The organism is Tepidibacter sp. Z1-5 (assembly GCF_037844525.1).
Taxonomy (GTDB): domain Bacteria; phylum Bacillota; class Clostridia; order Peptostreptococcales; family Peptostreptococcaceae; genus Tepidibacter_A.
Genome location: NZ_JBBMMD010000036.1, coordinates 12,843 through 25,362, shown reverse-complemented (window position 1 = coordinate 25,362; position 12,520 = coordinate 12,843). Strand labels below are relative to the sequence as shown.

The following is a 12,520-nucleotide window of genomic DNA, read 5'->3' as shown; positions in this document are numbered from 1 at the left end:
ACTCCTACATTTCATTTAATTCTTCAAGTAAAAAATTTCTAGCTTCAATAGTTCTAGGGTGAATAATCTTTTTTATAGAAATAACATATTTTATGGTGTTGTCAAATGCCACAAGTAAAGCTTCATTTAGCCCTTCTTTATAAGCTATGTTTCTAAGTTCATCAACTCCATCATAATTCCTGTTCGGTTCTATAAAATCCGCTAAATATATTATTTTTTCAAGTTTATTCATGTTTTTTTTACCTGTTGTATGGTATGTTATAGCTGATAATATTTCATTATCATAGACGCCAAATTTTTCTTTACATAAATAAGCACCTATTTTACCATGCGCAAGCTCAGTTTCTTTTTTTTCAATATCATCTAATAATATATCATACTTTTCAACTAAATGTAATACCTCTTCCTTGTTTAGACATTTTGCGCAGTCATGTAACAATGCTGCAGTCTCTACTTTTTTTAAATCTTCTTTGTAAATATGTGCCAATTTTTTAGCACTTTCAACTACTCCTAGTGAATGCTTAAGCCTCTTTAAAGTTATTGTTTTTTCTAATATCTGTATCATATCATTTAATTCCATATTATCACCTATATAAATTATTTTTATAAATATATTTTTCCACATTCTCAGGAAGTAAATACTTAATAGATTCTATTTTTTTAATTCTATTTCTCAAATCAGTAGAAGATATATCCAAAGATGGAACATATATATTCACTATATTTGCATTATATTTTTGTTTTAATTGATCTATTTTTTGATTCACTTTAGCTGATTCTATTCCTGGTCTTGTTGCTCCCACAAACGTAGCTAATTCGAAATTTTTATCAAGATATTTCCAACTATCTATATCGCATAGCGCATCTGCGCCTGTTATAAAGAATATCTGAGAATTCTTGTAAATTTTTTTTAATTGTTCAAGAGTATCAACAGTATACGTCATACCTTCTCTTTTTATTTCAATATCTGATGCTTCAAAGTATATATTACTCATAGTAGCAATCATAGTCATATTGTATCTATGTTTTTTATCTATTATTTCTTTTTTTGATTTATGAGGCGGATTTCCAGATGGCATAAATATAATTTTATCTAAATCATATTTATTTCTAACTGCTTCTGCTGTTGCTAGATGTCCATAATGAATCGGATTAAAGGTTCCTCCCATTACACCTATTTTTTTCAAACTTCTCCCAGCATGTACTTTCTTTGATTTTTTATTATTAATAATAATAGCTTTTTTTAAAATATAACTCGTATTCATTTAAACACCTCTTTTATATTACTAACCTACATATTATATAATATTTCTTTTGAAAATTAAAGATATATACACTAATTTAAGGAGTTTAAGTCAATATGCATCTATAACTATATCATTCACCAAAAAACTAAAATTTTATAAAATATTAATACAATATTATTTTCGGAGGTTGATAATATGAATCATTTCGAAGAATATAAAATAAAGCAAGATGATACACTTTCAAAAATAGCCAAAAAATTTAATACTACTATAAACTCTATATTAACATCAAATCCCAATATAAGTTTAAATGAGATAAAAGAAGGAGATATTGTTATAATTCCATATAATTTTGATATAGTAGATACTAATATAGACTATACTTATGATATTTTAGAAAAAGATTTAAAAGCTTTAAAAAAGAGATATCCATTTATAGAAATATCTACTCCTGGAAAAAGCGTTCTTGACAAAAACCTATATTCAGTTAAACTAGGAAATGGACCTAACAAGGTATTTTACAATGGATCTCACCACGCTATTGAATGGATAACAACTCCTCTTTTAATGAAATTTATAGAAAACTTTTCTAAATCATATTCTAAAAACAAGACAATAAGAGGATATAATCCAAGAGATATTTGGAAACAAAGTACAATTTATATAATGCCTATGGTAAACCCCGATGGAGTTGATTTAGTTTTAAATGGACTCTCGGAAAATAATCCTTATTACAATGATTTGATAAAATGGAATAATGGCAGTACAGATTTTTCTAAAAATTGGAGTGCTAATAATAGAGGTGTTGATCTTAATCATAACTATGATGCATCTTGGGAATTATCAAAAGAAGCAGAAGCTTTATACGGAGTTACAGGCCCTGGACCTACAAGGTACTCAGGAGAATATCCCGAATCAGAGCCAGAATCAAAAGCAGTTGTAGAATTCACTAGAAGCTTAGATCCTAGATTGGTTCTTGCTTACCATTCTCAAGGAGAGGTTATTTACTGGAATTATATGAATGAGGCTCCACCAGAAGCCAAAACCATAGGAGAATCTTTTTCTAAGATTAGCGTATACCGTTTAGATGAACCGTATGGAATTACTTCTTACTCCGGATATAAAGATTGGTTTATTAAAGAGTACAAGCGACCAGGATACACAATAGAAATTGGAAAAGGAGTCAATCCGCTTCCTATATCTCAATTTGATAAGATATACAATGATAACGAAGAACTTTTATTATTAGCCTCTGTTATATAGTTTCTTACTAAATATAAAAAATTCGCTTTATGCTAACGCATAGCTCATGTCGCCAACGAGTCCTAACGGGCTCCGTTGCTCAAAATAGTTGATACTTTCGCTTATCTATCAATATTATGTGCAAATTAAAAATTATATAGTTTCTTACTAAATATAAAAAGGATGATTTTATGCCAAAGATAACAAAAATAGAAAAACAAAAAAATAAAGATAGAGTAAATATTTATGTAGATGATGAATTTTTCATTGGAATATACGCAGATTTAGTCTATACTTTAAAACTTAAAAAAGGAAATGATATAGATAAAGAATCCATTCAAAAAATTATCGATGATGAAATGTATCTAAAAGCCAAAAACAAAGCCTTGAACATACTTTCTAGATCGTCTCAGTCTCAAAAAAATATAATATATAAACTTTCAAAAAGTGAATTCGATGAAAAAACTATAAATAGAGTTTTAGATTTTTTAAAAGAATATAAATTTATAGATGATGAAAATCTAGCCAAAAACATGGTAAAAGATAAACTCAATATAAATAAATACGGAAAAAATAAAATCAAACAAGCTTTGTATTCAAAGGGATTTGATAGTTCAACAATAAACAACACACTACAATCCGAGATAGATGACGAAAAAGAATTTGAGAACGCTCTTTATCTAGGAAATAAGAAATACGAAAAAATAAAAAGCGAAGATAAGAATAAAATATATAAAAAATTATCTAGTCACCTTACTTATAAAGGTTTTGGATATGAAATAGTAAGAAAAGTAGTCAACAAAATCATGAATACTGAATTTTAAACATAATAATACCCGTATTAATTAAAATTAATACGGGTATTATTTATAAAATCCCATTATTTAGGTAAATCTATTTTAGGATTTTCAATATTTTTCTTATATATAGTGAATTTTGATCCTATAGCTTGAACAAATTCTCCTCTTACAGCTTCCGCTACTTCATTTGCAGTTTGCTTTGCATCAAGCCCACTATTCTCAAGTACTGTAACTTTAACTATTTCTCTAGCTTCTAAAGCGTCTTCTAATTGTTTTAAAAACGCTTCAGTAACGCCTTCTTTACCTATTTGAGTTATAGATTTTGTTTTGTTTGCCATAGCCTTTAAATAAGACCTTTGTTTTCCTTTTAACATAATATCCTCCATCCTACTCGTAGTATTCAAATTCTAAGTCATATAATCTAACTGTATCTCCATCTTGAGCACCCATATTCTTTAACCTTTGGAATACGCCTTTTTTCTCCATTATCTTTTGGAAGTATTGAACAGATTCCATATCTTCAAAGTTAACAGAGTATAAAAGTCTTTGAAGAGATTTTCCTTCTATTACGAAAACTCCATCTTCATTAGTTATCTCTATTTCCTCTTTCTTAGGCTGTACATCTTCTTCTTTTAACATTTCTTCTTCAGATACCAATTCTATATCTTCTGTCTCTTTTACAATAGTACCCGCATAGTTTATTACCTCATCTATACCTTCTCTTGTAGCAGCAGACATAGCAAATACCTTATATCCTCTTTTTTCAATTTCTTCTTTGAATTTTTCATAATTTTCTCTAGCTTCAGGTATATCAATTTTATTTGCAACTACTATTTGAGATCTAGTAGTTAACTTATCATTGTATAATTTTAATTCTTCATTTATCTTATCAAAATCATCTATAGGATCTCTACCTTCTATTCCAGATACATCTACTATATGAATAAGTACCTTAGTTCTTTCAACATGTCTTAAAAATGCGTGTCCAAGACCTACTCCTTCATGTGCTCCTTCTATAAGTCCAGGAATATCTGCAAGAACAAAAGAATCCCCAAATTTAGTTTGGACTACGCCTAAATTAGGCTTTATAGTAGTAAAGTGATAGTTTGCAATTTTTGGTTTAGCCTTTGTTACAACAGATAAGAATGTTGATTTTCCTACATTTGGGAATCCAACCAGTCCAACATCAGCTATCATCTTAAGCTCTAATATAATCCATCTTTCTTGAGCCGCTTTACCAGCTTCTGCAAAGCTTGGAGCTTGTCTTATAGCAGTTGTAAAATGCGTATTACCTCGTCCTCCGGCTCCACCTTTAGCAACTATAGCACGGTCTCCATGCTTTCTAAGATCTGCTATTATAAGATTTGTCTCCTCATCTCTTATCAAAGTTCCTGGAGGAACTTTAAGAACCAAATCTTCTACAGACTTACCATGCATTCTTTTCTTTTTTCCATCTTCTCCATTTTCAGCATTGTATTTTGTCTTATATCTAAAGTCCATCAATGTTCTTAATCCTTCATCAACTTCAAATACAACATTACCTCCGTTACCACCGTCTCCTCCAGCAGGTCCTCCAGCAGGAACATATTTTTCTTTTCTAAAAGCTACTGCTCCATTTCCACCTTTTCCAGATTTAACGAATATCCTAGCCTTGTCTATAAACATTTTTATCACCCTTTATTCAAGCTCAATTTCATATATCAAATAATCTTCTTCAATAATAATTTCCGCAAGATCTGAATCAAGCTCTTTTTTTATACTTTCAATGTCATTTAAATATTCAAGAGCAACTTTCAATACGAAACACTCTGATGTTTCTTCAATATAGATTATATATTTTTCAAATTTGTTATTATTATTATTTATATAATCAAATATTATATTCAATGCTTTTTCCATATATGTCAACATTTTTGATACTTCTTTATTCTTAAAGTCTTCTCTTTTCGCATTCGTATATACATTAAAATCTATATTAACGCCTTCTTTTCGGCACTGTTTTAGTTTTTTTTCAAACATCAAATACAAGTCAACACAACTTAAATTTGATAATTTAGAATTAATAGATGCTTCATTTCTAATTTTATTTATATATTCAACAGCTTCATCTATTTTATTAAGCTTTATGTATCCAAATATTATTTGTATTTCATTCAAGTAATCATGTCTTTGATGCTTCAATAAATCATCTATTAAATTCCAGTATTTTAAATCTAAATCATTAATCTTTCCCAAATAAAGCCCTCCTTATTTTAACTTATAATTATGTTATTCTCTAAGCGAAAGGGCAATCCTTTTTTAATTTCCTATTCATTATAAAGTAACCTTTATTTAAATATCTAAAGTAGGTTACTTTGAAATTCATAACGGAAATTATACTGTCTCTATTTTTAAAGGTATATAATTTCCTATTCATTATAAAAAGGAGTGTTTAAAAACACTCCTTTTTTGATTATTCAGCAGCAGCAACTGGATATATGCTAACTTGCTTTCTTTTTTTATCTTTTCTTTCGAACTTAACTACACCATCAACCTTAGCAAATAATGTATCATCTCCGCCTCTTCCTACATTATTTCCTGGGTGAATTTTAGTTCCTCTTTGTCTAACTATTATACTTCCAGCAGTAACAACTTGTCCGTCATATCTCTTAACTCCAAGTCTTTTTGATATAGAGTCACGTCCGTTCTTAGAAGAACCAACTCCTTTTTTGCTGGCAAATAACTGAAGGTTCATTTTTAACATCATAATTACACCTCCTCTTCTTTAATTTTTATATAAGAAGAGTATTCTTCTTTTATATTTTTAAGTCCTAATACCATAGTCTCAAGTATAGGATTAATTATGTTTCTTTTATCATCCGAAATATCAAAAGGTATTTTGCATTTAAGGTTTCCATCACTAATTTGATACTTTGACTCTACTTTCGCATATTCATGTATCCCAATTAGTGCTGTTTGAGTCAATACAGAAACTGCTGCGCAGACAATATCTTGTCCATGTTCTGCAAAACCTGCATGACCTTTTACATTAAATTCAACTATATCACTTTTAAAATCTCTTCTTATCACAATTTTAATCATAGAATTAAGCGTTTATCTTTTCTATAACTAATTTAGTGTAAGGCTGACGATGTCCTTGCTTTCTTCTGTAGTCTTTCTTCGGCTTGTATTTGAAAACTACAACTTTTTTAGCTTTTCCTTGCTCTAAAACTTTAGCCTCAACTTTAGCTCCATCAACTACTGGGTTTCCTACTACAAGATTTCCGTCTTTAGAACAAACTAATACTTTATCTAAAGTAACGACTTCTCCTGCATTAGCTTCTAATTTTTCAACGAATATTACGTCTCCCTCAGAAACTCTGTATTGCTTTCCACCTGTCTCTACTATTGCGTACATTATGTAACACCTCCTCAAACCAGTCTCGCCAATTCTAGGTACCTAATTAGGATTTTGTAACCCGGATTGTGCGGCTACTTACTACAGATATAAATATTATCAAAGTTTTGATTCGTTGTCAAGAAAATATTTACTTTAATATATAGTTATTATCTCGTTTGGATTCAAATCCTTATCCTCTGAAAATTCAATGTTAATATCATAGTATTTAGATATTTCTTTTGTATGCTTAAAATCGTCTTCTTTTACTAAATTAAATATATAATTTGAGCACTTAAATAAAGCTTTTTTAAGATTTGTATGATTCTTAAGTCTTATTATTTCCTTTTCTATATCATTTAGTATTTTATTTTTAGATTTTAAACTACCTTGTCCACTACAATAAATACATGGTGCTTGAAAATACTTATCTAGTGTGTCATTAGATTTTTTCCTAACAACTTCTACAAGCCCTAAATTTGTCATCCCTAATACTTGAGCTTTTGTTTTATCTTTGTTTAAATATATTTGAAGTTTTTTTAGAATTTGCTGTTTATAATTATCTTTTCTCATATCTATAAAATCTATAATTATAATTCCAGCTACATTTCTAAGCCTTATTTGCCTAGCTATTTCTTTACACGCTTCTAAATTTGTTTTAAATACAGTTTCATCAAGCCCTAATTTGCCTGTAAACTTACCAGTATTAACATCTATAACGGTCATAGCTTCTGTCTTATCTATTATTATATAAGCACCGTTTTTTAGCCATACCTTCCTATTTAAAGCTGTTTTTAAATCTTTTTTTATTTTGTAATAATCAAATAAGTCAAGTCCTTCATCGAAGTGTTCAACTTTATTTTTAAACGATTTATCTATTTTAGTTAAAACATCAACTACTTTTTCATACTCTTGTTTATTGTTTACAACTATCTTTTCAAAATCACTTGTGAAAACATCTCTTATTACCTTTAATGTTATATCTAAATCCTTATACAAAGCTTTAGAACCCATACCTAACTTATTACTACTTTGAATTTCATCCCAGATTTTTAAAGTTTCATTTATATCATTTTCAAAATCTGTTTTTTGTTTATCTAAAGCATCAGTTCTTATTATAAGTCCCATACCCTTAGTATCTATTTCCTCTATTACGGATTTGATTCTCTTTACTTCTTCTTTATCTTTTATCTTGTTTGATATAGCTATATCATCTCTAGTAGGCATTAATACTAAATATCTACCAGGTATACTTATCTCTTGAGTGATTTTAGGTCCTTTATCGTTTATTGCTTCTTTGTTAACTTGAACAAGTAATTCTTGTCCTGTTTTTATATTATGACCTTTAGAAAGCTTTAAATACGCATTTTTATTAATCCCTATATCCACAAATGCAGCTTCCATTCCAGGAAGCACATTTTTTACTATTCCTCTATATATATTGCCTTGTAGTTTTTCATCCATTTTATCTTCAATGAATAAATCTACTATTTTATCATCCTCAACATAAGCAACTTTAGATTGATATAAGCCGATATCTACTAATAATCTTTTCATTAAATCACATCCTACATAGGTGCTAAAAGTTTATTATTGTCTTCTATATATAAATCAGTTCTAGTTATTTTAAGATTTTCAAGGTCTATACCTATATCATAAAATCCATTTAACTTATCTAATAAAACGCTTGGATTTAAGTTTGCACTTGATCCAGTTGCAATTAACATGTTTAAAGTAAGTATATTTTCTTCTAGAGATACCACTTTTAATGTTTTTATTAAAGGTCTTATATTTACTTCTTTTAATTTCCCTTTTTTATTCTTTTTTATGTTTATTATTTCATCAAGCTTCATAAATTCATCAACCTTAGTTTTTATATCTTCAACTTCTATATCAGAATTTATATTCATGCTTATTAGGTATGAGCCATGGCTTATAGAAGAACTCAATGACGGAGTTAATGTTTTATCTATAAACTTCACCTTTTGAATTTTTATTCCATCTGGAAGCGCACCATTTACCCTAGTTAAAAATTCATCTGCCTCAACTATCTCCTCAAGTTCGACATCTATATACTCTCCATAACTTGTAACACCTAAAGATAGTGCCTGTCCAAATGAAATTTTCGGATGAGGATTAAAGCCTTGAGAATAAGCTACCTTTATTCCAGCTTTTCTTAAAATTCTTTGTAAAAGTCTTTGAAGATCTAGATGCGATATATATACCATATCTTTTTCTTTAGTAAACTTACATCTTATAACATTCATTAGCATAACCCCCTTGCTAAGTCAGTATTTATACCACAAGCATTACATTTATGTCTACAATCAGGAGTTAAAGCTTCAGTCTTAGAAAGTTCATTCTCTCTTTCTAAGAACTTCTTACTAACACCTACATCTATATGATCCCAAGGGAATACTTCATCATACTCTCTATGTCTGTTAGCATAAAAAGCCATATCGATATTGTTCTCTTCAAAAGCCTCTACCCATAAATCAAACTTGAAGTGCTCACTCCATCCATCAAACTTACATCCTTTTTTATATGCATCATAAATAACCTTACCTATTCTTCTATCTCCTCTTGCCATTACAGCCTCTAACAAGCTTGTCTTACTATCGTGGTAATTATACTTAATATTTCTATTCTTTAATTTTTTAGTTAAGTGTATTTGTTTTTCTCTAATTTCATCTTGAGTATCTTGTCCATGCCATTGGAATGGAGTAAATGGTTTTGGAACGAATGTAGATGTACTCACTGTAACCCCAAAGTTTCTAGTTAACTTTCCTTCGTGAACATCTCTGTATATATCTATTACCTTATAAGCAAGATCCTTTATTCCATCTAAATCATCATAATTTTCCGTAGGAAGTCCTATCATAAAGTAAAGTTTCACACTATTCCATCCTTTTCCAAATGCTTTTCTAGTTGCATTCTCAAGATCAAATTCAGTAATTCCCTTATTTATAACATCCCTAAGTCTTTGAGTTCCAGCTTCTGGTGCAAATGTTAATCCACTCTTTCTAACCTCTTGAACCTTATGTGCAAGTTCTAAAGAGAAGTTATCAAGTCTTAAAGATGGAAGAGATAGAGCTACTCTTTGTTTTTTAGAATACTCTTCAATTAAATGATCTGTTATCGGTCCAAGGTTTGAATAATCACTAGTACTTAAAGACGCTAAAGACATCTCTTCATGTCCAGTGCTTTCAACTAGTTTTTTAGCAATATCTTTTAATCTATCTACACTTCTCTCTCTTATAGGTCTGTATATCATTCCAGCTTGGCAGAATCTACATCCTCTTGTACATCCTCTGAACAACTCAAGCATTATTCTATTGTGTACTATATTTATATAAGGAACAACTATTTTTTCTGGGAAAAAACATTCATCCAAATTCTTTATTATTCTTTTTTGAATTTTTTTAGGTATATCATCTTTTGATGGATTAACACTTTTTACTGTATTATCCTCATTATATTCAACTTCATATAAAGAAGGAATATATATACCATCTACATTTTTAGCTAGATCATATAAGAATTCTTCTCTAGACTTATCTGTATTCTTCCACATTTTATATCTATCTACTACTTCTAATAAAACCTCTTCTCCTTCTCCAAGAGAAACTATATCAACAAAATCTGCTAAAGGCTCACTATTATAAGCACAAGGTCCTCCAACTAATATAAAAGGATCATTTCTTTTTCTGTCTTTAGCCAAAATTTCAACCTTAGCTAAATCTAATATATTTAATATATTTGTATAAGAAAGCTCATATTGTAGAGTAAATGCTAAAAAATCAAAATTAGTAATACTCTCTCTTGATTCCAAACCAAACATTGGAATATTATTTTCTCTCATTTTTTCTTCCATATCAATAGCTGGAGAAAATATTCTTTCACATAAAATATCATCTCTTTCATTTAAAACTCCATATAATATTTGAAGTCCTAAATGACTCATTCCTACTTCATATACATCAGGAAAAGAAAAACCAAACCTAATTAAATCTTCATTCGATGTATCCTTATGATAAGAATTTATTTCATTTCCCAAATATCTTGCAGGCTTTTCAACCTTCATTAAAATATCATTCAAGTTCACCTTTTTGGTCATATATTTTCAATACCTCCGTTACTTTTTTGTGTAATACATTTGAATATTCTTTAAAGTCTACATTATATTCCAAGACTGTTTTAAGCTGATTTGTATATCTTTGACTATTATATATATTTAATTTTGTCCCAAAAGCCAATAAAACAATTATACATGAAATTACAAACTGTATCAAAACTTTATTGACTCTATTTCTATTTTTGTTAAATCCTGTTTTTTTAAACCTATTTTTTCTTAAATTTCTTTTAACCTTATTTTTTCTAATCATAATAACTCCTCCTTATATAAATTACATTTTCAATTTGCAGTCAAATAAATAACTCTGTAACACTTATGTAATAGCCTTATATTTAATTGTATGAATATTATTCCTATATTATTTTAATAATTAACTTATACAACAAAAATTAATCTGAATTAAGTTTTAATTTATCCATATTTTGTGATTAAACTAAATTTATACGGGTATATAGGAAATATAATAAATTTGAGAGGGGTTTTATAAATGGAATCATTTAAGATAAAAAACAATATTCACTGGACAGGAGTATTAGACCCAGGTCTTGAAGTATTCGATATTATAATGAAAACAGAGTTTGGAAGCACTTATAATTCATACTTTATAGATGATGAAAAAAAAGTTTTAATAGATACCGTTAAAGCAAATTTTAAAGATGAGTATCTTGAAAAACTATCTAAATTAACTGATATTAAAAACATAGATTACGTTATAATAAATCATACTGAGCCTGATCACTCTGGATCTTTGAAGTACCTACTAGAGATAAACCCTGATATTGAAGTATACTGTACTAAGGCTGCCAGTATATTCTTAAAAGAACAAGTAAATCAAGAATTTAAATGTCATGTTATAAAGGACGGAGAAGAACTTGACATTGGAAGCAAGAAATTAAAATTTGTAACAGCACCATTCCTTCACTGGTCTGATACTATGTTTGTATACAGTGAATCAGACAAGGTATTATTCTCATGTGATGCTTTTGGTTCTCACTACGCAAGTGTAGACCCTAAGATTGTTCATACTGATGATTACAAAAAATCATTAAAGCATTATTATGACTGTATAGTAAAACCTTTTGCAAAGCATGCTTTAAGTGCTATAAATAAGGTTAGAGATTTTGAAATAGATACAATACTTACTTCTCATGGTCCTATATTATCTGAAGATATAAGCTACAATATACAAAAGTATACTGAGTGGTCTAATGAGGTAGTTGAAACTTCAAACCAAAAGAAAGTAGCCCTACTTTACCTATCAGCTTATAGAAATACTGTTTTAATGGCTGAGAAGATAAAAGAGGGATTAGAGTCTGAAGGAGTTGAAGTAGAGTTTTTAGATATAGAAAATGAAAGCTTAGAGACTATTCATGATGTAATAAATATGTCTAAAGGACTTTTACTAGGATCTCCTACTATAAATAAATCTATGGTTAAGCCTATGTGGGATGCTTTATCAATAATAGATCCTATGGCTAATATGGGTAAGATAGCTGGAGTATTTGGTTCATTTGGATGGAGTGGTGAAGGAATCAAGATGGCAGAGTCTATGGTTAAGATAATGGGCTTTAAGATGCCTGTTGAATCTATAACAAAGAAATTCTCACCATCTGAAGAAACTTTAAATCAATGTGTGGAGTTCGGTAAGGAATTTGCAAAGAATATGTAAGTAATAAAAATCCGTAAATCATTGTGATTTGCGGATTTTTTATTTAAGATT

The 12,520-nt window shown here is 28.9% G+C and carries 15 protein-coding genes; 3 read left to right on the top strand and 12 right to left on the bottom strand.

Annotation, left to right across the window (positions count from 1 at the left end):
• Positions 1–4 precede the first annotated feature (4 nt).
• Together yqeK and nadD are read right to left on the bottom strand one after the other, a co-directional pair.
• Positions 5–580 (bottom strand): bis(5'-nucleosyl)-tetraphosphatase (symmetrical) YqeK, encoded by a 576-nt coding sequence (yqeK, locus tag WJW32_RS08655; protein ID WP_340257400.1) that lies wholly within the window; start codon positions 578–580, stop codon positions 5–7.
• Between the two features lie 4 nt (positions 581–584).
• Positions 585–1,265 (bottom strand): nicotinate-nucleotide adenylyltransferase, encoded by a 681-nt coding sequence (nadD, locus tag WJW32_RS08650; RefSeq protein ID WP_340257398.1) that lies wholly within the window; start codon positions 1,263–1,265, stop codon positions 585–587.
• 177 nt (positions 1,266–1,442) lie between these two features.
• On the opposite strand from nadD, the gene WJW32_RS08645 reads away from it, so the two are divergent.
• Both WJW32_RS08645 and recX read left to right on the top strand, forming a co-directional pair.
• Positions 1,443–2,510 carry a M14 family zinc carboxypeptidase gene (locus WJW32_RS08645; RefSeq protein WP_340257396.1) on the top strand — a complete coding sequence of 356 codons (1,068 nt, stop codon included), beginning with the start codon at positions 1,443–1,445 and terminating at the stop codon, positions 2,508–2,510.
• Positions 2,511–2,680: 170 nt separating this feature from the next.
• Entirely contained in the window at positions 2,681–3,313 is a 633-nt protein-coding gene (gene recX / locus WJW32_RS08640; RefSeq protein WP_340257393.1) for a recombination regulator RecX, read from the top strand.
• A gap of 56 nt (positions 3,314–3,369) precedes the next feature.
• Here recX and WJW32_RS08635 read toward each other — a convergent pair whose 3' ends face one another.
• The 10 genes from WJW32_RS08635 to WJW32_RS08590 form a co-directional block, all read right to left on the bottom strand.
• Positions 3,370–3,663 (bottom strand): YhbY family RNA-binding protein, encoded by a 294-nt coding sequence (locus tag WJW32_RS08635; protein ID WP_340257391.1) that lies wholly within the window; start codon positions 3,661–3,663, stop codon positions 3,370–3,372.
• 13 nt (positions 3,664–3,676) lie between these two features.
• Positions 3,677–4,954, bottom strand: a complete 1,278-nt coding sequence (obgE, locus tag WJW32_RS08630; RefSeq protein ID WP_340257389.1) for a GTPase ObgE — start codon at positions 4,952–4,954, stop codon at positions 3,677–3,679.
• Between the two features lie 12 nt (positions 4,955–4,966).
• Positions 4,967–5,524, bottom strand: coding sequence for a Spo0B domain-containing protein (locus WJW32_RS08625; RefSeq protein WP_340257387.1), 558 nt, complete (start codon positions 5,522–5,524; stop codon positions 4,967–4,969).
• 217 nt (positions 5,525–5,741) lie between these two features.
• The gene (gene rpmA / locus WJW32_RS08620; RefSeq protein ID WP_248484838.1) at positions 5,742–6,032 is read right to left on the bottom strand and encodes a 50S ribosomal protein L27; all 291 of its coding nucleotides are present in this window, start codon (positions 6,030–6,032) and stop codon (positions 5,742–5,744) included.
• A 5-nt stretch (positions 6,033–6,037) separates the two neighbouring features.
• Entirely contained in the window at positions 6,038–6,358 is a 321-nt protein-coding gene (locus tag WJW32_RS08615) for a ribosomal-processing cysteine protease Prp (protein ID WP_340257385.1), read from the bottom strand.
• 16 nt (positions 6,359–6,374) lie between these two features.
• Positions 6,375–6,686 carry a 50S ribosomal protein L21 gene (gene rplU / locus WJW32_RS08610; protein ID WP_340257383.1) on the bottom strand — a complete coding sequence of 104 codons (312 nt, stop codon included), beginning with the start codon at positions 6,684–6,686 and terminating at the stop codon, positions 6,375–6,377.
• Positions 6,687–6,821: 135 nt separating this feature from the next.
• Positions 6,822–8,222, bottom strand: coding sequence for an Rne/Rng family ribonuclease (locus WJW32_RS08605; protein ID WP_340257381.1), 1,401 nt, complete (start codon positions 8,220–8,222; stop codon positions 6,822–6,824).
• Between the two features lie 11 nt (positions 8,223–8,233).
• A complete protein-coding gene (locus WJW32_RS08600) occupies positions 8,234–8,932 on the bottom strand; it encodes a TIGR03936 family radical SAM-associated protein (RefSeq protein WP_340257379.1) in 699 nt (232 codons plus the stop codon).
• Positions 8,932–10,782 (bottom strand): TIGR03960 family B12-binding radical SAM protein, encoded by a 1,851-nt coding sequence (locus tag WJW32_RS08595; RefSeq protein ID WP_340257377.1) that lies wholly within the window; start codon positions 10,780–10,782, stop codon positions 8,932–8,934. Before WJW32_RS08595 ends, WJW32_RS08600 begins: the two co-directional genes overlap by 1 nt.
• On the bottom strand, positions 10,757–11,050 hold the full coding sequence (locus WJW32_RS08590; RefSeq protein WP_340257374.1) for a hypothetical protein: 294 nt from the start codon (positions 11,048–11,050) through the stop codon (positions 10,757–10,759). Before WJW32_RS08590 ends, WJW32_RS08595 begins: the two co-directional genes overlap by 26 nt.
• A gap of 237 nt (positions 11,051–11,287) precedes the next feature.
• Between WJW32_RS08590 and WJW32_RS08585 the strand changes: the two genes are divergently transcribed.
• Positions 11,288–12,469, top strand: coding sequence for an FprA family A-type flavoprotein (locus WJW32_RS08585; RefSeq protein WP_340257372.1), 1,182 nt, complete (start codon positions 11,288–11,290; stop codon positions 12,467–12,469).
• Positions 12,470–12,520: the final 51 nt, after the last annotated feature.